Source organism: Achromobacter sp. 1L-A-4-B-C2 (assembly GCF_057291955.1).
The window spans coordinates 387,373-408,260 of the sequence record NZ_JBXAWP010000004.1; the positions used below are offsets into that span (position 1 = coordinate 387,373).

A 20,888-nucleotide genomic window follows, 5' to 3' on the forward strand; every position below is an offset into this window, starting at 1 on the left:
GATCAATGATGCGTGGCGATCCAGTCGCGATAGGCCGGATGCGTGTCCAAGGTGGCAAAACAATAGCCCTTCTGCTGCAAGCCCACAATCAAGGGCTCCAGCACGGCGGGCGCCCAGGGGTCCTGGCGCGACCAGATGCCCAGGTGGGCAAGCAGGATATCGCCGGGCTTGATGGTGCGCAGCGCCTGATCCAGCAGCTTGGCGTTGGGAAATTTATCGCTGGGCAGTTCATCGCCCAGGAAGCCGGCGGGCGACCAGCCCACGTGTTCGTAGCCGCAGGCCTTGGCGGCCTGGAGCAGGGCGGGCGACGTCTTGCCGCCCGGTGCGCGGTACAGCGGCAGCATCCTGGCGCCCGTCATCTGGTGAAAGCGGGCGGCCGAACGCTTGATTTCGGCGCAGTACTGTTCGGCCGTCCATTCGGCGCGCTTGCCGGTGTCCGGGCCCGCGCTAGGCTTCACGCGGAACTTTCCGCCCGGCAGGTCGGCCTGCCAGTAGACGTGGTCGTAGGTATGCGACCCGAAAGCATGCCCTTCCGCCGCGCGCGCCTTCCACCACGGCGCCCAGACGTCGTCCAGGCTGGAGCCGTCGGTCTTGGTGCGTTCGTTGGCCAAAAAGAAAGTGACCTTGACGTGATGGCGGTTAAGCACATCGGCGATCAGCGGCGCGACCCCCATGTGACCGGTGTCCAGGGTCAGGTAGACGGGCTTGTCGCAGGTGCCGGGCGCCGCGGCATTCGCCACCGGCACGGCACACGCCAGCGCCAGCGTCATGGCCAGCAAGCGCACGCCAGCGGGCGCAGCGTGGGGAGGGCAGCCCCCCCTATCGGGTCGGCGCATGGTTCAGCGTCCAGACGCCGTGCGGCGACTTGCCCACCGGGACCTGGTTCACGACCTTTTTCTGCTCCAGGTCCACCACCGTCAGCTTGCGCGCCCAGCGCGAGGTCACCAGCAGCGTCTTGCCATCGGCCAGCACATCCATGCAGTCCGGGCCGCCCGGCACCGCGAAGGTGTCGGTCACGGTCAGCGACAGCATGTCGATGCGGCTGATGGAATTGGCGGTGCGGTTGCTGACGAACAGGTGGCGCTTGTCGCCCTGCGCGCGAAACGCGTGCGCGCCCGCAGCGGTGGGAATGCGCTTGACCAGCTTGGCCGGGCCCTTGCTGACGTCATAGGCTTCCACGAAGGAATCGCCCGTCAGCGCCACCAGCAGGGTCTTTTGATCCGGCGTCAGAAACACGTCGGCCGGCGTCTTGCCCACCGATACCGTCCACTTGGGCGTTTGCGTCGCCAGGTCGATGGCGATCAGCTGGTCGCTGTCCTGCAAGGTGACGTAGGCCGTCGTGCTGGTCTTGTCGATCATGATGTGGCTGGGCGTCTTGCCCGCCTGCACCCGCTTGACCAGCTTCAGCTCGGCGCCCTTTTGCTGCGGCTGCCACGCGTAGATGTCGATGTGGTCCAGCCGGTTGGCGGCCGTGACGAACCACTTCATGTCCGGCGAAAACTGCAACTGGTAGGGGTCGACGATGTCGGTCAGCGTGCGCTGCACTTCGCCCGTCTTCGGGTCCATCATCGTGATCGTGTTGCCCGTGGCGTTGGCCACCATCAGCGACTTTTCGTCGGGCGTCAGATACAGGTGGTGCGGTTCCTTGCCGGTAGGCACGCGGCGCAGTTCCTTGTAGGACACCGGGTCGACGATGCTGACGTTGGCGTCCAGGGAATTCAGGACGAAAATCGGGGCGGATGCCGCCGCTGCGCTAAGCGCCATCCCTACGCCGGCCAGGGCGTAGCGGACAAAATGCAAGGGGTTCAATTTCAAGGTCCGGCAAAAGAGGATCGGGCACCGATCCCAGTGCTCGCCATTTTAGGCACAGCCACCTTTCAAAAGGGCAACAAGCGGGGCTTTGGCGGCATTCGCTTGCGCCTGTTGCGACTTGGCAACATCCCCGCCGGCCCTGCCCCCGAAATGCCAAAAAGTCATTTGGCGCCAACGGGTTGCGCGTCGGCGTCCACCCACGCGCCGGCAGCGATATCGCGTTCCCGCAGCGCCTGCGCGCGGCTGGCGGAAGCCGGCCCCAGGTCAGACTCCAACACCCCGCCTTGCGGCCCAATCACAAAGGTGCCGATACCGGTCTGCCCGTATCGCGCGGGCCACGCAACAATGCGGTAAGCCGTGCTTTCGGAGCCGGGCAGGATCTTGTAGCGATAACCAAAATACGCGTCCTCGGCCGGCACCTCGGGGCCCATCGCCAGCGCATCGGGACCAAACGCCTGGGGCGGGGCGCCCGGCACTTCGGGCCAGTACAGGCCGTCCATGGCACCGGGGCGGCTGATCAGGCGGCTGGCATAGCGGCCCTGCCCCACGCCCTTTTGATACCGCGTTTGGGCCGCTTGCAGCTGTTGCAGCGTCTCGATGGCGGCCAGTTCGTTGCGGCCGATCGCGCGGCGGGTCAGTTCGGCCTTGCCCGCCACCGGGTCGAAACGCCAGCCCTTGCCGACCTGGGCGATAGGCACGGGCATCGTCCAGCCGGAATCGCCCACGGCCAGCCAGGAACGGCCGCCATCGGCGATGACTTCATGTTTTTTTGCCCACGCCGACAGGAAGCGATAGATGTCGTCTTGCGAGACGCCGCCCGGCACCAGCTGTTTGTGATTGGGTCCCAGCACCTTGGCCATGGCCGACGAATCGCTGGTGGCCAGCGCGTCGGTGAAGGCGTCAGCCGCGGCCTGCGCGGTCGGATACACGCTTTGCGCGGCCGCCGGCGCGGCAACGCAAAGCGCCAGCATCGACACGGCGCCCAGCGCGCGCGCACGAACCCAGGCATTCGTCATGAAAGCTCCCTTGTTCATGGTGCTACCTCCGGCCGCCGATATGGCCGCCACCGCCACCGCCTCGATGCCCGCCGCCGCCGCTTGCCCGCTGACCACCGCCCCCACCCCCGCCGCGATTCATATCGCTACGGTGGCTTTGCTGGCGCATGCGGTCGCCGTTGCCCGCGTCGCTTAACGCGTTGCTGGTGTTCGTTGTCCGGGCGCGATCGCGAGCCGCCGATTCGTCCGCGCGCTGGCGTTGCGCCGCGGCCTGGCGATCGTTGGTGGACACGCTGGACGAACGGGGCGTGTGCGAGCCTGCGCCCTGTCCGCCGGTGCCGGCGCCTGAGTGATTCTGCGCGCGGTTTTGCCCGCGATCCTGCCCCCGGTCGGCCGCGCCCTCGCCACTGCGGCCCGCCGCGCCCTGGCCGCCCCGGTTGGCGGCGCCCTGGCCACGGCCGGCGCCGTCGCCATGGCCGGCGATGGGTTGTCCCGTACGCCCTTCAAACGATTGCGCCGCGCGGTCACGTGCCGCCTCGCGGGAACCGGCAGCGGGGGCCGCGCCGGCCGCGCGCGCGCCCTGCCCCTGACCCGCCCGCTGGCCGGATTGCCGGTTCTGCACGCCTGCCTGGCGCTGGCTGTCAAAACGCTGCCGGCTGGCCGAATCGGCATACGGCGTATTGCCGCGATTTTCAGGGTTGTGCTTCCACGACACGTTGTTGTTACGGGCGTTGTCGATGCGCTGGTTCACGTTGATGTTGTTGTATCGGTTCACATCGATATCGACATCGTTGTGTCCCCAGTCAAAGCCGCCCCACATCGAATTGACGGCCGCCACCCCCAGGCCGAAGCCGATGCCCGACACCAGCGCCGTCCCAAAGACGGACCCCGGCGGCGGCGGGTAGTAATAAGGCGGGTAGGTAGGATAGGCCCAGGCCCCGTACACCACGCTGGGGTTGTAACTGGGCACGTAGACAACTTGCGGATCGGTGGGCTGGATCACCACCACGGTCTTTTCGTTCGTGGTGCTGGAGGTGACCGTCTGCTGCGGCGTGCTTTTCAGGTTGCCCGCCTTTTGTGCCTGCGTACGCAAGCGCTGCACGGAATCCATCACCGCATCGGGCTGTGCCAGAAAGGCATCGCCCACGGATTTCACCCAGTCCGGCTGGCGCCCCATCATGTCCATCACGGACGGAAACGCCACCAGGGATTTCACGCTGGGATCCCAGGGCTCGGCCTCGACGGCCTTGACCGCCTGGTCACCCGATTCCGAGGTATGGGCCGCCGACCATTTGGCCGCGGCGGCGATGTCGTCGGGGTACGTGGACCCCATGAGGATTTGCGACAGCAAGGAATCAGGGTACAGCGCCACCGGCGCCATCAACTGATCCAACTGCCCCTTGTCCAGCTGGGTTTGGGCCACCGCCGGCAGACAGACCGCCAGCCCCAGGCACAACCAGCCAATGAACCACCCTTGCAGTCGACGCATGAACCGTTCTCCGTGAGGCAACGCATGAAGCTGAAAGCCACGAGGGAACTGCCGGATATCGCGATGACAATATATGCCTAACGCCGGGGCAAGGGAATATTTTTCAGTACGGCCGATCAGCGCGGCCGATCCGCTGCGGCGAATTCATAGCTTGGCGACGGACACCTCGGTCGCCTTGACGAATGCCAGCACCTCGGTGCCCACCTGAAGGTCCAGTTCCTTCACGGAACGCGTGGTGATCACCGACGTAACGATGCCGGCGGGGGTGTCCACGTCGACCTCGGACACGACCGGCCCGAGGATGATCTCTTTGATCTTGCCGCGAAACTGGTTGCGGGCGTTGATGGATTGAATAGTCATGAAGGGTCCCGGCCTGAGGCTGAAAGGTGAAAGGCGAAGAGGCATTCTTTCACCCTGTCCGGATGCGGAAAAATACTTAGTCGGCATGACGTTATGCCGGTGGGACGGGCGCGCGTAACGTCCCCTTCGCATCCTCCTTTCGCGGGACTGGATAGCGCGCAACGGCAGGCCTATACTGATTTCGCCGTTGCTCGACATTCCTTTTCCTAAAGGAGAGGCAACATGTACAGGCATTTGCTCATCGCCGTGGATGGTTCGCTGCTATCCGAATCGGCATTCAAGCGCGCCCTTGTCTTTGCCAAGGAAATGGGCGCCATCATCACGCTCATTCGCGCCATTCCCGAAGACCATCTGCTGGTCTATCAGGCCGAAATGCTGGGCACGACACAGGCGCATCACACCGACCAGGCTCGCAAGAACGCGGAAGGCTACCTGGAAGGGCTTGAGATGGAGGCCCGACACGCGCTGGTGCCGTGCAACATCGTCGTGATGGTCAACGACCATCCGCACGAGGCCATCGTGGAAACCGCCAAAACGCAGGGTTGCGACCTGATCATCATGGGCTCGCACGGGCGGCACGGCATGACCGGCTTTCTGCTGGGCAGCGAAACGCAGCGCGTGCTGGCCAAGACGCGCTTGCCGGTGCTGGTGTTTCGGTAGGTGGGCGCGGGTCGGGCGGGGTCGGGGCCAGGACCAGGGCCGGCTCTGCGTCAAGGCCCCGGGCCCCGCATCACGCCGCCGGTTCCAGCGCGTGCTGGAAGGTGAAGCTGTCGGCGTAGATATGGTCCAGGCTGGCGCCGCGCCCGGCGAACAGGTGCTTGGCGTCCTGCACCATCGCGGGTGCGCCGCACAGGTAGATGGCGTGTTCCGAGAGGTCTGCGTGGTCTTGCAGAACAACGTCCTGCACGTGGCCGCGCCGGCCTTGCCAGCTTGCGTCCGCGCGCGACAGGACCGGCACGAAATTGAATTCATACAGGCGCCCTGCCCAGCCCGCAATCTCGTCTTGCAGGTACAGGTCCGCCTCGGTACGCATGCCCCAATACAAGGTGACGGGCGGGCAGTCTTCCTTGTCCAGCAACGATTCCAGGATGGCCTTGATCGGTGCGATGCCGGTGCCCGTGGCCACCATGATCAGCGGGCGCCAGTCCTCCTCGTGATAGCTGAAAACTCCCAACGGAGCGTCGATCGTCAACGCCGCCCCCGCTTGCGCCTGGCCCAGCCACTGGTCGGTATAGCGGCCGCCCGGAATGCGGCGCACATGGAAATCCACGTGCCCGTCCACCGACGCCACCGCCGACGCCATCGAAAAGCTGCGCGTTTCACCGTCGGGCAGCAGCACGTTCATGTACTGCCCGGGCACATAGTCCAGCGGGCCGTCGGGCAGCGCCAGCGTCAGGTGCAGGATGTCGTCCGTATAAGGATGGATGCCGTGCACGGTGGCCGACAGCCGACGCGGCTCGGGAAACACCTGGCGGCTGCTGGCCACGCTGATGCAAAGATCGCTTTGTGCGCGCGCCTGGCATGCCAGCGCGTAGCCTTCGGCCGCTTCTTCCGGCGTTAACGCCATCGGAAATTCTTCATAGCCCACCGCGCCCGATTCCAGCTTGATGCGGCAGGTGCCGCAACCGCCGAACGTGCATTCGTGCGGCAGCTTTACCGCCGCCCGTTCGGCGGCTTCCAACAGGGATTCCTCGGCGCCGGCGACGAAGGCTTCGCCGGTTTGAAGAATATGCACGCGGTATGCCATTGCAAGCCTCGCTTATTTCTTGATGTCGGCCTGCACCAGCACTTTCATGCCGCGCGGCTCCAGCAGTTCAGCCAACGCCGTCAATGCCGCCAAGCCCGCCTGTGTGTCCTGTTCGCCATTGCCGCCGCTCAGACCGACGCCGCCGATCACCTCGTCGTTGACCACGATCGGAAAGCCGCCCACGAACACGGCGAACTTGCCGTCAAAGCTCCATTGGATGCCGAACGCTTCGTTGCCGGGCAGCGCGGGGCCATTGGGCGGCGTGTTGAACAAATGCGTCGAACGCTTGTGGCCGGCGGCGGTAAACGCTTTGTTCCAGGCGATCTGCGGGCCGGTGATGCGGGCGCCGTCCATGCGTTCCAGCGCAATGGGATAGCCGCCGTCATCGACGATGCAGACGGATTCCAGCACGCCGATCGCTTCGGATTTGGCGATGGCCGCGCGCACCATCAGGCGCGCTTCTTCCAGTTCCAGGCGGTAGATCTGTTTCATGTTCGTAGCCTTTTTCAGTGTTCGCCGCGCGCTCAGCCGGCGCGGTAGATTGTTTTGATCTGCGTGTAGAACTCAAGGCCCACCCGGCCCGACTCACGGAACGTGGACGTGCTGGAATGCTTCAAGCCGCCGAACGGGGCATTGATCAGGTTGCCGGTGGTGGTGCGGTTGATCTTGACCGTGCCCGCCTGGATGTCGCGCGCGAAGCGGTGCGCGTAACGCGCGTCGGTGGTGGCGATGGCGGCGGACAGGCCGTACTCGGTGTCGTTGGCCTTGGCGATGGCGTCCTCGTACCCGTCGACTTCAATCAGTGCGATGACCGGCCCGAAGATCTCCTCGCGGGCGATGCGCATCTGCTGCGTCACATCGGTAAACAGCGCGGGCGTGACGTAATAGCCGTGGTCAAAATCGGGGCCGGCAAGCACGTCGCCGCCGCACAGGTGCGTAGCCTCTTGCTTGCCGATCGCCACGTAGCTCAACACGTTGTCCAGCTGCTTGCGGGTGGCCAAGGGGCCCAGGTCGAAGTTGCCCTTCAGGCCATTGCCGATGGTCAGCGCGTGGATGCGCGCCGCCAGCTTATCGGTGAACGCCTGCCGCACCTTGGCATCGACCAACACGCGGCTGGTGCCGGTGCAGGCCTGGCCGCTTAACGAAAAGCCGCCCTTGACGGCCAGGTCCACGGCGCGATCCAGGTCGGCGTCGGCCAGCACGATCAAGGGGTTCTTGCCGCCCAGTTCCATCTGCGTGCGCGTGGTCAGCCCGGCGCTGCGGTGGATCTGTTCGCCCGCGGCCGTCGAACCGGTGAATGAGATCGCGCGCACGGCCGGCGCGCCGGTGATGGCCGCGCCCACGGCCCCTGCCGGCCCGATCACCAGATTCAGCACGCCCGCGGGCAAGCCCGCCTGCACGAACGCTTCGGTCAGGCGGTAGCCCGACAGCGGCGCGTCGGATGACGGCTTGAACACCACGGTATTGCCGGCGATCAGCGCGGGCGCGATCTTGCGGGCAGGAATGGAAATCGGAAAGTTCCACGGCGAAATCACCGCGGCCACGCCCAGCGGCTCGCGCTGGCTGTAGACGACCATGTCCGGGTCGTCGTTGACGAAGGTTTCGCCGGTAAAGCTCTGGCCCTCGACCGCGTAGAAGCGGATCGTCTGCGCCGAACGCAGCACTTCGTCCTTGGCCAGGTTCAGGCCCTTGCCCTCTTCACGGGTCAATTCGCGGGCAAAGGCGTCAGCGTGGTCTTCCAGGTACTGGGCGGCGCGAAACAGAATGGCGGCGCGTTTCGAGATCGGCGTGTCGCGCCATGCGGCGAAGGCGTCATCGGCGGCTTGCACCGCGCGCCGCGCATCATCGGCGTCCGACACGGGAAAGTGGCCCACGATGTCGCGCGTATCGGCCGGGTTGATGTTCGGCGCCGTACGCCCGGTGGCGCTGGGCACCCAGGCGCCGCCGATATGGTTCATGAATGTCTGCTGCGAAAGATCGTCCACGGAAGCGCTTCCTTTACCGGTACGGGGGTGGGCCGAGTGGCCCAGAGGGACCGAGCGGCTCGGCGGTCAAGCCGGGCATTCGGGTAGCTGTGAACATTGTATACTTTAATCATCGTCCAGCGATCGGTGATAACCCCGACGAGCGGGCATGAAAAAGGGGCCTGGCAGGCCCCTTTTGTCGGCATCAGCTGCTGTGCACGGCTAGCGCCAGATCAATACCGCGCAGATCGTCGAGACGAACAGCGCCAGCAATACCGGCAGCAACAACGCCCGCACCAGCGACAGCACGTTGACCCGGGCGAACCCGGCCACCGCAATCAATGACGACCACGCGATCAAGGTGCCGCCGCCCGTCCAGACAGCGCCCATCTGCCCGACCGCCGCCAGCGTGGCGGGGTCCACGCCCACCACCGGCCCCAACGCGCCGGACAAGGTGCCCGTCAATGGGAGGCCGGCAAAGCCGGAACCGTCGATGCCGGTGATCATGCCCACCAGCAACACGCCGAACGCCACCAGGAAGTGGTTTTCGGGGATCAGATGCTGGCCCGCCGAAATCACTTCGAACAGCAGGCCGGGGGCCTGGGCCTGCGGGACACCCAGGATCTGCGCGGCGGTTTCATTGGCGCCGATGAAGAAGAAGCCGGCAATCGGCAGCACCGATCCCATGGCCTTGAAGGCGAAGACAAAGCCGTCCGTCACATGTTCCGGGCACACGTCCAGCATCTTGCGCGGCCCTTCGGCGGCCAGCGTTACCAGCATCATCACGACAAAAGCGACGCCACCCACCAGCGCCGCCGCATCGCCGCCGCGCAAGGCGGGCAGCGTCGGAAACAGGCGGGGCAGGACCATCACCGCGATCACGGCCAGGAAGGCCAGCGGCGTCACCACGGCAAAGGTCTTGGACCAGCGCACGCGGCGGCGTTCCTCGTCGTTGACGACGGGGCCTTGCGGCAACGCCGGGTCGGCGCCCATGGTGCCGCGCGCCAGTTCGGCCTTGTCGAACGAGCCGGACTGCTCGATCCGCGCCAGGCTGCCGTCTTGCGCGCGCGCCTGCCAGGCATCCAGCAACGCGGCGTTGGCGGGCACGATGTGCTTGCGGATCAGCAGGTAGGCCGTTACCAGCGCCACGGCGCCGGTGATCAGCGACAACACCAGCGCACGGTCGGCCACCACCGCCGCGCTGACGGCCGCGCCCGCCGCCTTGGCGCTGATGCTGGGCGCCACGCCGATCACGTAGTCCGACGACAGCGCCATGCCCTGCCCCGCGATGGCAATGGCCATGGCGCCGGCCAGCGGCGGCAGGCCGGCCGCGATGGCGGCGGGCAGCAGGATGGCGGACACCAGCGGCACGGCGGGCGTCGGCCAGAAGAACAGCGAGATCACATACGTACAGAGGGCGATGATGATGAACGACGAATGCCCGCCCCGCATGATGCGCCGAAACGGCTGCACCATGCGCACGTCCGCCTGCAGCGTCTTCAGGGAATTGAGCAGGGCGGTCATGAACGTGATGACCAGAAAGATGTTGAACAACTCCTTGGCGGCCACGAAGCTGGCCGAGAAGATACCGATCAGCGCGCTGATCGGATTGCCGGTGATGGCCAGCACCACCAGAAAGGTGCCAATCACCGATGGCACCACCACATTGGCCCGCAAAATCATCGTCAGGATGATGGCGGCCACGCTGATCAAATACATCCAGTGAGCAGCTGTGAGCACAACGTCCGCTTGCATGCGTGATTCCCCTTGTGACGTGGCCGTTGGATCGCCACAGTCGGTATACTATATTTCGTTGTGTGCCATACCAATCGAAATATGCGGCGCCTAGGGAAACCGATAATTCTGAAAAATGGATGAATAACGGCCTAAAAACGAGGGAATACCCGTAGTTTTGCCGCCCGACCTAAGCGTGACAAAATTCCCTCTTTGACTATCGTATACATAAAAGGCTGTAGCCCATGCCAGCGACCTTGCCTTACCCCGATCTTTGGCAGTACGCCGCGATGGCCGTCGTGGTGTTCGGTGCGGCGGTGGCCCAGGGCGTGGGCGGCATCGGCTTCGCCATGTTTGCCGCACCGGTGGCGGCGATGTTCTTCCCGCAGTTGGCCCCCGGCCCCCTGCTGACGCTGGGCGGCTTCATCTCGCTGCTGACGGCGCTGCGCGAACGGGCTTGCATCGATTGGTCGTCGGTGTCGTATGCGCTGGTGGGCCGTGCGGTAGGCACCTTGATCGCCATCTACGCCATGGCGCGCTTTGCGCCGCAGACGCTGGGCGTGTTGTTCGCCGGCATGATCCTGATCGCGGTGGGCCTGAGCGCGGCGGGGCTGCGCTTTACCGCCACGCCGGGGCGCGTGTCCGGCGCCGGCGTGGCCTCGGGCATCATGGGCACGATGACTTCGGTGGGGGCCCCACCGATCGCCATCGTGCTGCAACACACGGCGCCGCCTCAACTGCGCGCCACGCTGGGCGTGGTGCTGTTCCTGGGGTCGATCTTTTCGCTTGCCATGCTGGCGCTGGCCAAGCGGTACACCGGCTATCACGTCGGTCTGGCCCTAAGCCTGGCGCCGTTTCTGCTGGCCGGTTTTGCGGTCTCCAACCGGTTGCGCACGCTGCTGCCGCCCCACGCCGTGCGCATCGTTCTGCTTGCCGCATGCGCGCTGGGCGCGGTGGGCGTGCTGGTCAAGGCGTTTTGGGGCAACTGATGCGCGCTTTTTGCCACGGCACCTTGCTACACCCGGTAATACAATGGAGACTGTATCCATTAATCCACACATGCTCGCCATGACCACTTCGCCTGTCAGCCCGCAAGCCGCTGAAACGCAGTCTTCCGCTCCGCTGAAGATTGGCGAGCAGCATCCTCAGTTGTTCGCCGTGATCCGCGACAAGCTGCGCGAACGCATTCTTAGCGGGGAATTCACCCCCGGAGACCGCCTGGTTGAAGGCCGCCTATCTGAAGAAATGGGCGTCTCGCGCATCCCCGTGCGCGAAGCCTTGCGCGCCTTGGCCGCCGAAGGGCTGGTCACCATCGAGCCGCGTCGCGGCGCCTCGGTATCCGTGCTGTCGGACGCCGTGGCCTATGACATGGTGGAAGTGCGCGCCACGCTGGAGGGGCTCAATGCCAAGCTGGCGGCACAGCGGCGCGATGCCAAGACGGTGGAACGCTTGCAGGCCTTTCTGCGCGAAGGCACGGAAGCCGCGCGCAGTGAACAGCTGGACAAGTTCCTGGCGCTGAATTCGCAGTTTCACGAAATGCTGGCCACCATAGGCGGCAATGTGGTGCTGACGGATTTGATGCGGTCGCTGCGCGATCGCACGGCGCTGCTGTTCGCGCCCAGCAACATGCACCGCGCCAAGGCCAACTGGGATGAGCATTCGCAGATTCTGAATGCCGTGATTGCCGGCAACGGTGACCTGGCCGCCTTGCTGGCCAGCCAGCACGTGCACAACGCGGCCAAGGCATACACGGACACGCAGCAGCAACAACAGCACCACGACGCGGCGGACTAACGCGACGCGCAAAATTAACGCGGCGCCGCGGTTTTTTACGGGCTGGGATACGCCTGTGAAACCTGGACAATGTGCGCTCGCAGCCGACGCTGCGACGCGCGTCACCCCTTAGCGTCAGGCGGAGGGCACCGGCGCGTCGACCGGGTCCGCGCCCACGCCCACCACCACGCCCTTGCCGTTCTGCACCACCCACGAGACTTTGACGTCGCCGTTCACAAATGTCTGGCACGCCATGCGGTAGCCGGCTTCAAAGTCCTCAGGGCGCAGATGCTTGCGCTCCTTCGGCTTGACCGCGTCGGTGTTCTCCAGCCCCTCTTCGATGCGGCACTTGCAAGTGCCGCACAAGCCGCCCCCGCACTTGAACGGAATGCCGCCCTTTTCCTTGAGCGACACGCGCAGCAGGTTGCTGTTCTCGGGCGCGGTGGCAACCTTGCCGCCATTGGAAAGAAATGTGATCTGAACCATGGGTGTCAATGCTCTGCAACCGCGGCGGCGGGCCGCAGCGTCAAGGTGGATTCCATGCTGCCGAATCGCGTCAGGTGCGCAAGTTCCTTGCGGGCTGCCTCGACCGACGAGAATTTTTCAAGGAACTTGGACGGCACGCGGTTGACGACGTAAGGCGGCGTGTCTTCAGTGACGATCAGGCGCGTCTCGCCGTGCAGCCGGGCAATGCGAAACACGGCAAGCGTGCGCCCGTAGAAGACGTAGTCGTAGGTTTCGATGATGTCGACGTCGGCGCCCACGTCGGTGTGGAACACGCCGGGCTTGGTCGTCAGGATCACGTAGCAGGCGTCCATCGCGTTATGCCTCCGCGTCCTGAACCAGTTCAACATCATGGTTCAACCACAGCTGGCACGCCAGCCGGTAGCCCTGGTCGATGCGGTCGCCCAGTTGCTTCTTTTCCTTCCAGTTCACCGGGGGAAGATGTTCGGCGCCGGCCAGCACCCGGCACGCGCACTTGGCGCACTTGCCCATGCCGCATTCGTAGCGCAGATGCGGATACGGAAACTGCTTGATGCCGGCCCGCACCACCAGGTTGGTGTTGTCCTTGACCACATCGGTATAGGTCTGGCCGCCTTTATGAAATACAACGGTAGGCATGAGTCTGTCGTCCTGGAGCTGCGGGTGGGGCGCGCCACCGATGCGGCGCGCCCCGATAAATGCCGGGTGTGAATCAGGCGGCCAGACCGAGTTCGGGCAGCTTGATGTCGTGCTGCACGTAGTCGGTGTAGAGCGCCGTGGTGTACAGCAAACGCATCTGGGCGCCGATTTCGCAGATTTTCAGGCAGCGCTGCTGAAGCTCGACCGTGTTGGCGTGTTCCAGCACGATCTGATAGCCGCGTTCGCCGTGGATCTCGTCCGACACGATGTGCAGGTCGAAGAACTCCACTTCTTCATCGGTGAAGCCGTACTTTTCGCGCAGCGTCGGCGTCTGCTTGCGATAGATGGACGGCACCTGGGATTCCAGGCCCACGACCAGCCCGGCGACGGCCACGATGGGGTCTTCACGCATGGCCACGGCATAACACCAGCTTTGCAGCGCCCGCGTGGTGGGCGACATGTTGTCCGGGTTGGTGACGCGTTCGCGCGTGGTGCCGCAGGCTTCGGCAAAACGAATCAGCAGATCGGTATGGCGGTCGCCACCGATTTCCTCTTCATACATATTGGCCAGCAGGAAGTCTTTGGCTTCGGTGTAGGTATCGGGCGTACGGGCGTAGAGATATCCCAGGTAATCCGCGAACGGACCGACATAGTGATAGTGGTTCTCGGCCCAGCGCGACAGGTGCTCGCGGCTGAGCTTGCCTTCGGCCCAGGCAATGGAAAAGGGCGACGCGTTGGCGCTCTTGCCCTTGATCGCGTTTTCCAACGCGGTACGGAATTCATCTCGGTTCATCAGTTCTGCCATGACGCGCTCCAGTCCAGTGGGAGGGATTCCAGGCCGGTTTAGCCCGGGCATGAAGCACATTGTATACCGTCTACTGTTTTGGGCTGCTAGGGCAATCCCGGAGAAAACCAGGATAAAAAGGGGCAGACCCTTTGATATCAACGAGTTGACGGCGCACAACAGGCGCGGCAAGCGAACTGGACGCTGCGGGGTGCCGCTAGTACAATGAATACACTTTCAATGCAATACGGAAATACCATGAATACCCGCCATCCTCTTGGAGACGCTCCCATCGGCCAGCAGCTGTTGGCGCATTACGCCCGCCGCGATGCGGTGCGCCACGCCACGCCGCTGCTGCCCAAGTCCTGGGCCGAACTGTTCGCGCCTTTCCGCAACGCACGCCTGCAACCGCTGCGCCCGGCAGCACCCGCGGCCCGTCGTAACGACGACGAGCCGATGTATCAAGCCGGGTAATGGTCTTGGCAGCCCGGCCGGCAAGGCCGGGCTTGTGATGTGCCGGGGCGGACGCTGCTGAAGCGGTCGGTCATCCCGCCGGGGCGCCACGCCCGGGCCGGTGCCCCGGCGTCCGTCTAGCGGCGCGCGCGCAAGCTTGCACGCAGGCGCGCGTCCTGTAGCGACGCGGCGTGTTGGCGGCGCTGGTTGGCGCCCGCCAGCAGCAACACCACGACGAAGCCCACGGTATAGGCCAGCACGTCCCACCAGTCGGGCACACTGCCCAGCACCACCCGCAAGACCGGCTGCTGCAACTGCCAGCCGTACAGCCGCGCCAGGTACTGAGCGAATTCCACCGCATACCCCGTCACTAGCGCCGCAATCGCCAGCGGCAAGACCTGCGCGCGGATGAACGTGCGGTACACCAGGTAGGCCCAGCCCACCGCGATCACATCGCCCAGGAACCCGCGCAGGAACGGGTACGGCGCGCCATACAAGGCGATCAGCGCCAGCAGCGCGGTAACGGCAAGCAGGGCGGCGAACGCGCGCCCGTTGAAAGTCAGGGTCATGGGAAGAAGAAGCAGTTAGAAGCTAGTAACAAGCACGGGCACGCAGCAAGCAGTACGCAGTACAAAGCACGCAGTACAAAGCGCATAGCAGACAGCAGACAGCAGACAGCGCACAGTACACACGCACAGCAGATAGCCGGTAGCAGGCAGAAGCCGGCCCCGGCGGCAGGCAGGCAGCCCGAGATCCAAGAAAAGAGGGCCGGCAACCGGACCCCGGGCAGCGTACTCGATATCCCCGGGAAAACCCGGAAACAGCAGCCTTTCATGCGTCACTAAAAGTTATCCCGGCGCCATGGTCACACCACCGCGCTCTCGACGGCGCGGTCAAGCCGTGCCGCAATGCGCCCTGCAACGCCGCCATTCGCCGGCCGCCTCGCAAAGTTATCCCGCGTTGTCCACCGCTTATCCCCCGGCTGTCCACCGCAAATCCACCGGCTTACCCACAGTGTTATCCACCGCCCGGGCCTCTTGCACGGCGGCCCCGATTCAGGCGTACCATTGATCACCCGTGCAACGCCCGGCCTTCCGGGCAGACCAAGACGCGCCCCCGAGCCCCTATGCTCCAACCCGTCTCGCCCTCCGCCGATCTGCCGCCGAACGCGCCCGCCGCGCCTGCCGCGCCCCTGACCGTCAGCACGCTTTCCCCATTCGCCTTTCCCGCGTTCCGCATTATCTGGATCGCGAACCTGTTCGCCAATCTGGGCACCTGGGCGCAATCCGTCGCCGCCGCCTGGATCATCACCACCGAGCAAAGCAGCCCGTTGATGGTTGCCATGATCCAGGTAGCCGCGGCGCTTCCGCTGGTGGCGCTGTCTATCCTGACCGGCGTGCTGGCCGACAACTACGACCGCCGCAAGGTCATGCTGACCGGCATGCTCATGGAGCTGGCGGGCGGCGTCTTCATCACCATCCTGGCGTTTGCCGGGCTGCTGCACCCCATCACGCTGATCGCCTCGGTGTTCTGTATTGCCATCGGTAGCGCCATCGTGACCCCGGCGTGGCAGGCGGCGGTGGGCGAACAGGTCCCACGCGAACACGTCGGCAGCGCCGTGCTGCTCAATAGCGTGAACTACAACGTGGCGCGCGCGGTCGGCCCGGCCATCGGTGGCCTGTTGCTGGGCGCCATGGGCGCCCCCTGGGTCTTTTTGCTGAACTGCGTCTGCTACGGCGCGCTGGTCTGGGCCATCTGGCGTTGGCGGCGCGAACTGCCCGAACGTCGCCTGCCCCCCGAAGGTTTGCTGGAAGGCGTCGTTGCGGCGCTGCGCTACACGCAGCATTCCACGGTGACGCGCGTGGTGATGTTGCGCTCGTTTGCATTTGGCTTGTCCGCCAGCGCGTTGTGGGCCTTGCTGCCGCTGCTGGCGCATGAACATGAGGACGGCAGCGCGCTGCTTTACGGCTACATGCTGGGCGCGCTGGGCGTGGGCGCCATCCTGGGCAGCGCCGTGGTGCGGCGCGTGCAGGCCGCCTGGGGCGCGGGCGGCTTGGTCACCGTGGCCGCCGCGCTGCTGGCCGTGTGCCTGGCGGCGTTGGGCCTGACCCAAACGCTGTGGGTAGCGTTTCCGGCGCTGCTGGTCTCGGGCAGCTGCTGGATCGGCGTGCTGGCCACCTACAACACCACGGTGCAGATGTTGGTGCCCGACTGGGTCAAGGCGCGATCCCTGGCGCTTTACCAGACCGCGATCTTTGGCGGGCTGGCGGCGGGTTCGTTCATGTGGGGCCACTTCGCGGGCACCATGGGCGTGTCCGGCGCGCTGACCACGGCGGGCATCATGCTGGGCATCACCGTGGCGCTGCTGTACCGCTCGCGCTTGCCCGAACAGCTGGACACGCAGTCGCTCGCCCGCGTGGACAACGCCGAGCCCGCTATGGCCGCCGCCGGCTTCAACACGCAGCATGGCGCCGTGCTGGTTGCCGTGGAATACCAGATCAATCACGAAAAACTGCGCGCGCTGATTGCCGCCGCGCACCCCTTGCGCTTGCTGCGCCTGCGCAACGGCGCGCAGCAGTGGCAGCTGTTTCGCGACCTGGAGCGCGAAGGCGTGTGGCGCGAAGTGTTCCTGGTGGAAAGCTGGATGCAGTACCTGCGCATGATCGACCGCATGACGCTGGCTGACAAGATGGTGCTGGACGAAGTGCGGGCCCTGCATGGCGGCGACAAGCCGCCGGTGGTGTCGCGCAATGTCAGCTACCAGGCCATGAATGAAGCGCAAGGGTTCTCCTTGCGCCGACACCCCGAAGCCCCCTGAATCGCGAGGCCCGCCCATGCTGACATCCCTTTGGCGCAACTGGCGGGCCGCGCGGCATGGCGGCCCGCAGCTGGACGTCATCCTGGCCAGCGCCGACCCCGGCGCGCCGCTGGCCGAACGCAATATGTGGATGGTGGACCTGTGCCGCTGGCTGGATCGCCCCAGCCCACCGGCCGCCGCCGTGGCGGATGCCCCGCGCGCCGCCACGCTCCCCGCCACGCACCACCCGCAGCACGCCCGCCTGCGCTACGTATTGCAGGTGCTGGAACGCGACCACGAACGCGCCGCGCGCGTGGCCGCTACGCTGCGCTCGCTGGTGGCCGATAACGACCCGACGTCATTGCTGTGCGACACGGGCGTGGCCTCGCACCCCGGGTTCTGGGGCGAATTCTGGGACCGCGCCCAGGCACGCCTGTTGCCGCCCCCGCCCAATCGCCCCGACATGTTCGGCCTGTTCTCGCTGATCTTCCGGCGCACCGGCGACGCGGCCTGGATCGAATCCCTGGATGACGACACGCTGGCGCGCATGCGGGCGTTGTATCGCGCGGGCGAGGACGCGGCAATGCACGCGGCCGATCTGCCGCAACACCGCGACGCCACCGGCGCCGAACCGCTATCGCCCAGGCTGGAGCAGGCGCTGACCAGCAGCATCCAGGTGCTGGTCAGCCAAGTGCGCGCGACCGGCCTGAGCCAGGACATCCGCACACGCCTGCCCGGTGGGGTTGAAGAATCGCCCTTCTTCGCCCTGGCCGCCGCATCCGCCGAGCTCTGCGCGACCACGCCCGCCACGCCGCGCGACGTATTCGGCCGCCGCCTGAACGTGTTCCGCGCGCTGCTGGACAGTTGCCGCGCCGCCACGCAAGGCGTCTACGACGAGCTGGAAAAGAACGGCGTATCCGTCGAAGTCGTGTTCCAGATTGAACGCATGAAGCTGCGCCTGGCCCGCATCGAACTGCTGCTTGGCGTCTGGGTGGACCCCACCCAGCGCCACAAGTTCGTGCACCTGACCGCCGAGCTGATCCGGTCCACCCAGGCGCGCAGCAGCATCCGCCACCTGGCCGCCTCGTCCTTCGCGCAGCTGGCGCGGCGCGTCATGGAGCGCACCGCCGAGACCGGCGAACACTACATCGCGCGCGACACGGTGGAATATCTGACGATGCTCAAGGCGTCGCTGGGCGGCGGCTTCGTCATGGTGTTCACCGTCTATCTGAAATTCTTTATCGTGTCGCTGCATCTGGACAAGTTCATCGAGGGCCTGCTGGCCTCGTTGAACTATGCGGGCGGCTTTCTCATCATTCACTTCGCCCACTTCACGCTGGCCACCAAGCAGCCCGCGATGACGGGCCCCGCGCTGGCCCACCGCCTGGACGAGGCCTACACGCCCGAAGGCCGCGACGCCTTCCTGGACGACACGCTTGCCATGATCCGGTCCAACGCGGCCGCCATCCTGGGCAACCTGGCGGTGGTTTTTCCGCTGGCCTGGGCGGTGCAGTGGATTGCGCTCAACGCGCTGGACCGCCCGCTGATCAACGCCGAGAAAGCGCAGGAAACACTGGCGTCGTTTTCGGCCTGGGGGCCGACCCCGCTGTACGCCGCCGCTACCGGCGTGCTGCTGTGGCTGTCCAGCCTGATCGCGGGTTGGGCCGACAACTGGTTCGCGCTGCATCGCGTGCACGACGTCATGGCCTATAACCGGCGCGCGCGGCACCTGCTGGGCGAACGCGGCGCGGCGCGCTGGGCGGGCTTCTGGCAACGCAACATCTCGGGCATCGCCGGCAACGTGTCGCTGGGCCTGATGCTGGGCCTGGGGCCGGCCATCGTGGGCTTCTTCGGGCCGCACGTCGAAGTGCGCCACGTGACGCTCAGCGCCGGACAGCTTGGCACGGTGATCGGCACGCTGGGCTGGCAGGTGGTGCACACACAGATTTTCTGGCTGGCCGTGGCGGGCACGGCGCTGACCGGCATTCTGAACGTCGGCGTCAGCTTCGCCCTGGCATTCAACGTCGCGCTGCGTTCACGCGACCTGCGCCGCCGCGACCGCGATTCGCTATCTGCCGGCGTGCGCCAACGCATCTGGCAACGGCCCGCCACCTTGTTCTGGCCCGTCAAGCCACGGCCTGCCCCCACGCCCACGGCAACCCCCTAGGCGGGCGTCAGAACGTGATGGTGGCGGTGCAAAGGGCCGCATCAGTTTGATGCCGGAGGCGGGCGCGCACCAAGCGGCTGGCTGACCAAGCGTTGAATCCCGATGCCGCATTAGAATCAGTCCTCCTGATGCCGGACACGTCCGCCCGCACGCCATCCCTGACGCCCATGCTCCCGTTCTCACGCAATACCGTTTACCCGGCCGGCGCCGGCCTGCCCGCCTCGGAACGGCTGGGCGCCCTGTTGGCCGTCATGTTGGCTGTGTGCATGGCCAGCCTGGATACGGCCATCGCCAACACGGCGCTGCCCACCATCGCGCGCGACCTGCAAGCCAGCGATGCCGGGTCGATCTGGGTAATCAGCGGTTATCAGTTGGCCATGGTGGCCGGCTTGCTGCCCGCCGCCGCGCTGGGTGAAATCCTGGGCCATCGTCGGGTGTACATGGTGGGCTTGGTGGTGTTCACCTTGTCGTCGCTGGCCTGCGGACTGGCGCCGTCGCTGCCCACGCTGGTGGTCGCGCGCATCTTGCAGGGGCTGGGCGCGGCAGGCGTGATGAGCGTGAACGGCGCCTTGCTGCGCTTCATCTATCCGTCTTCGATGCTGGGCCGTGGACTGGGCCTGAACGCCATGGTGGTCGGCCTGTCGTTCGCCGCCGGGCCGACCGCCGCGTCGGCCATCCTGCTGCTGGGCTCCTGGCACTGGCTGTTCCTGATCAACGTGCCGATCGGCATCCTGGCCGCCGTGCTGGGCTTGCGCGGCCTGCCGGAAACCGCGCGCGCGCCGCACGGCTTTGACGGCATCGCCGCCACCCTTTGCGCGCTGACGCTGGGGCTGTTCGTGCTGGGCTCCAATGAACTGGCGCACGCTGCGCCATGGCCGCGCGTCACGCTGGAATGGGGCGGCGCCGTTGCCACCCTGTGGTTGCTGATGCGTCGGCAAGCCGGGCACCCCGCGCCCATTCTTGCCGTGGACCTGTTGCGCCGCCCGCTGTTCGCCCTGTCGGCCGCCACCGCCGTGTGCGCGTTCGCCGCGCAGGCACTGGCCTTTGTGTCCCTGCCTTTCATGTTCCAGACCGTGCTGGGCTATAGCCAGGTCCACACCGGCTTCCTGATCACGCCGTGGCCCGTCGTGGTCGCCATCATGGCGCCCATCGCGGGCCGTTTGTCCGACCGGTATCCGGCGGGCATCCTGGGCGGCGTCGGCCTGGCCATGTTGGCGCTGGGGATGGTGTTGATGGCGCTGCTGCCCGCCGCGCCGACGGTCTGGGACATCTGCTGGCGCATGGCCATCTGCGGCGCGGGCTTCGGGTTCTTCCAATCGCCCAATCTGCGCGCCATCATGACGTCCGCCCCGGCTTCGCGAGCGGGCGGCGCCAGCGGCATGATCGGTACCGTGCGGCTGTTGGGCCAAGCGACCGGGGCGGCGCTGGTGGCGGCCTGTTTTCACGTGTCCACGACCCATGGCGCAGTGGCGGCGTTGTGGCTGGGCGGGCTATGCGCGGCGCTAGCCTGCATCGCCAGCTTTTCGCGTCTGCGCTTCGACGCGTCGGAACCCATGCAGGCGCCCACGCCGCACCCTTCGAAATAACGCCAAATCGCAAGATTGTTGCGGTATTTATCGACATATTCGTCGAACGGCCAGACATATTCGTAAGTTGTGCAACAGTCGCTAAATATCGCGGCAGCGGGGTCG

The 20,888-nt window shown here is 65.8% G+C and carries 21 protein-coding genes; 7 read left to right on the top strand and 14 right to left on the bottom strand.

Translation table 11 applies throughout. The annotated features are described in order from the left end of the window. Positions 1-2 precede the first annotated feature (2 nt). The 5 genes from AC0Z35_RS20405 to AC0Z35_RS20425 all read right to left on the bottom strand — a co-directional run bounded on the left by AC0Z35_RS20405 (position 3) and on the right by AC0Z35_RS20425 (position 4,656). The gene (locus AC0Z35_RS20405) at positions 3-770 is read right to left on the bottom strand and encodes a polysaccharide deacetylase family protein (protein ID WP_485132715.1); all 768 of its coding nucleotides are present in this window, start codon (positions 768-770) and stop codon (positions 3-5) included. A gap of 49 nt (positions 771-819) precedes the next feature. Then, the gene (locus AC0Z35_RS20410) at positions 820-1,800 is read right to left on the bottom strand and encodes a YncE family protein (RefSeq protein WP_082134523.1); all 981 of its coding nucleotides are present in this window, start codon (positions 1,798-1,800) and stop codon (positions 820-822) included. Positions 1,801-1,973: 173 nt separating this feature from the next. Then, on the bottom strand, positions 1,974-2,846 hold the full coding sequence (locus tag AC0Z35_RS20415; RefSeq protein ID WP_485132591.1) for a DUF2950 family protein: 873 nt from the start codon (positions 2,844-2,846) through the stop codon (positions 1,974-1,976). A 4-nt stretch (positions 2,847-2,850) separates the two neighbouring features. After that, positions 2,851-4,296, bottom strand: a complete 1,446-nt coding sequence (locus AC0Z35_RS20420; RefSeq protein ID WP_485132592.1) for a DUF3300 domain-containing protein — start codon at positions 4,294-4,296, stop codon at positions 2,851-2,853. A gap of 144 nt (positions 4,297-4,440) precedes the next feature. Then, a complete protein-coding gene (locus tag AC0Z35_RS20425; RefSeq protein WP_046805592.1) occupies positions 4,441-4,656 on the bottom strand; it encodes a TOBE domain-containing protein in 216 nt (71 codons plus the stop codon). Positions 4,657-4,878: 222 nt separating this feature from the next. Between AC0Z35_RS20425 and AC0Z35_RS20430 the strand changes: the two genes are divergently transcribed. Further along, positions 4,879-5,316, top strand: a complete 438-nt coding sequence (locus tag AC0Z35_RS20430) for a universal stress protein (protein WP_485132593.1) — start codon at positions 4,879-4,881, stop codon at positions 5,314-5,316. 70 nt (positions 5,317-5,386) lie between these two features. Here the strand turns inward: AC0Z35_RS20430 and AC0Z35_RS20435 are convergent, their stop codons facing one another. From AC0Z35_RS20435 to AC0Z35_RS20450, 4 genes are all read right to left on the bottom strand, one after another. Then, on the bottom strand, positions 5,387-6,403 hold the full coding sequence (locus AC0Z35_RS20435; protein ID WP_120153548.1) for a 2Fe-2S iron-sulfur cluster-binding protein: 1,017 nt from the start codon (positions 6,401-6,403) through the stop codon (positions 5,387-5,389). Positions 6,404-6,415: 12 nt separating this feature from the next. After that, positions 6,416-6,895, bottom strand: a complete 480-nt coding sequence (locus AC0Z35_RS20440; RefSeq protein ID WP_046805589.1) for a GlcG/HbpS family heme-binding protein — start codon at positions 6,893-6,895, stop codon at positions 6,416-6,418. Between the two features lie 32 nt (positions 6,896-6,927). Then, a complete protein-coding gene (locus AC0Z35_RS20445; RefSeq protein WP_485132716.1) occupies positions 6,928-8,361 on the bottom strand; it encodes an aldehyde dehydrogenase family protein in 1,434 nt (477 codons plus the stop codon). A 228-nt stretch (positions 8,362-8,589) separates the two neighbouring features. Continuing rightward, on the bottom strand, positions 8,590-10,122 hold the full coding sequence (locus AC0Z35_RS20450) for a hypothetical protein (protein WP_046805588.1): 1,533 nt from the start codon (positions 10,120-10,122) through the stop codon (positions 8,590-8,592). A gap of 224 nt (positions 10,123-10,346) precedes the next feature. Between AC0Z35_RS20450 and AC0Z35_RS20455 the strand changes: the two genes are divergently transcribed. Then, complete coding sequence (locus AC0Z35_RS20455; protein WP_485132594.1) at positions 10,347-11,090, top strand: sulfite exporter TauE/SafE family protein; 744 nt, start codon at positions 10,347-10,349, stop codon at positions 11,088-11,090. 79 nt (positions 11,091-11,169) lie between these two features. Next, complete coding sequence (locus AC0Z35_RS20460; RefSeq protein WP_046805637.1) at positions 11,170-11,895, top strand: GntR family transcriptional regulator; 726 nt, start codon at positions 11,170-11,172, stop codon at positions 11,893-11,895. 114 nt (positions 11,896-12,009) lie between these two features. Here AC0Z35_RS20460 and AC0Z35_RS20465 read toward each other — a convergent pair whose 3' ends face one another. The 4 genes from AC0Z35_RS20465 to AC0Z35_RS20480 all read right to left on the bottom strand — a co-directional run bounded on the left by AC0Z35_RS20465 (position 12,010) and on the right by AC0Z35_RS20480 (position 13,801). After that, the gene (locus tag AC0Z35_RS20465; protein ID WP_104144850.1) at positions 12,010-12,369 is read right to left on the bottom strand and encodes a 2Fe-2S iron-sulfur cluster-binding protein; all 360 of its coding nucleotides are present in this window, start codon (positions 12,367-12,369) and stop codon (positions 12,010-12,012) included. Further along, entirely contained in the window at positions 12,366-12,692 is a 327-nt protein-coding gene (locus AC0Z35_RS20470; protein WP_319307839.1) for a ferredoxin, read from the bottom strand. The genes AC0Z35_RS20465 and AC0Z35_RS20470 overlap by 4 nt, the downstream gene beginning before the upstream one ends. Before the next feature lie 4 nt (positions 12,693-12,696). Continuing rightward, a complete protein-coding gene (locus AC0Z35_RS20475; protein ID WP_006216988.1) occupies positions 12,697-12,996 on the bottom strand; it encodes a 2Fe-2S iron-sulfur cluster-binding protein in 300 nt (99 codons plus the stop codon). 73 nt (positions 12,997-13,069) lie between these two features. After that, positions 13,070-13,801 carry an iron-containing redox enzyme family protein gene (locus AC0Z35_RS20480; RefSeq protein WP_485132595.1) on the bottom strand — a complete coding sequence of 244 codons (732 nt, stop codon included), beginning with the start codon at positions 13,799-13,801 and terminating at the stop codon, positions 13,070-13,072. 237 nt (positions 13,802-14,038) lie between these two features. Here AC0Z35_RS20480 and AC0Z35_RS20485 point away from each other — a divergent pair, with 237 nt between their 5' ends. Further along, on the top strand, positions 14,039-14,254 hold the full coding sequence (locus tag AC0Z35_RS20485; protein ID WP_052946040.1) for a hypothetical protein: 216 nt from the start codon (positions 14,039-14,041) through the stop codon (positions 14,252-14,254). Between the two features lie 116 nt (positions 14,255-14,370). On the opposite strand, the gene AC0Z35_RS20490 is transcribed toward AC0Z35_RS20485, so the two are convergent. After that, the gene (locus tag AC0Z35_RS20490; protein ID WP_120153544.1) at positions 14,371-14,802 is read right to left on the bottom strand and encodes a ribosomal maturation YjgA family protein; all 432 of its coding nucleotides are present in this window, start codon (positions 14,800-14,802) and stop codon (positions 14,371-14,373) included. A gap of 557 nt (positions 14,803-15,359) precedes the next feature. Between AC0Z35_RS20490 and AC0Z35_RS20495 the strand changes: the two genes are divergently transcribed. From AC0Z35_RS20495 to AC0Z35_RS20505, 3 genes are all read left to right on the top strand, one after another. Further along, on the top strand, positions 15,360-17,051 hold the full coding sequence (locus tag AC0Z35_RS20495; RefSeq protein ID WP_104144853.1) for an MFS transporter: 1,692 nt from the start codon (positions 15,360-15,362) through the stop codon (positions 17,049-17,051). 16 nt (positions 17,052-17,067) lie between these two features. Then, entirely contained in the window at positions 17,068-19,197 is a 2,130-nt protein-coding gene (locus AC0Z35_RS20500) for a site-specific recombinase (protein WP_485132596.1), read from the top strand. Between the two features lie 167 nt (positions 19,198-19,364). After that, entirely contained in the window at positions 19,365-20,783 is a 1,419-nt protein-coding gene (locus AC0Z35_RS20505; RefSeq protein ID WP_104144885.1) for an MFS transporter, read from the top strand. Positions 20,784-20,888 lie beyond the last annotated feature (105 nt).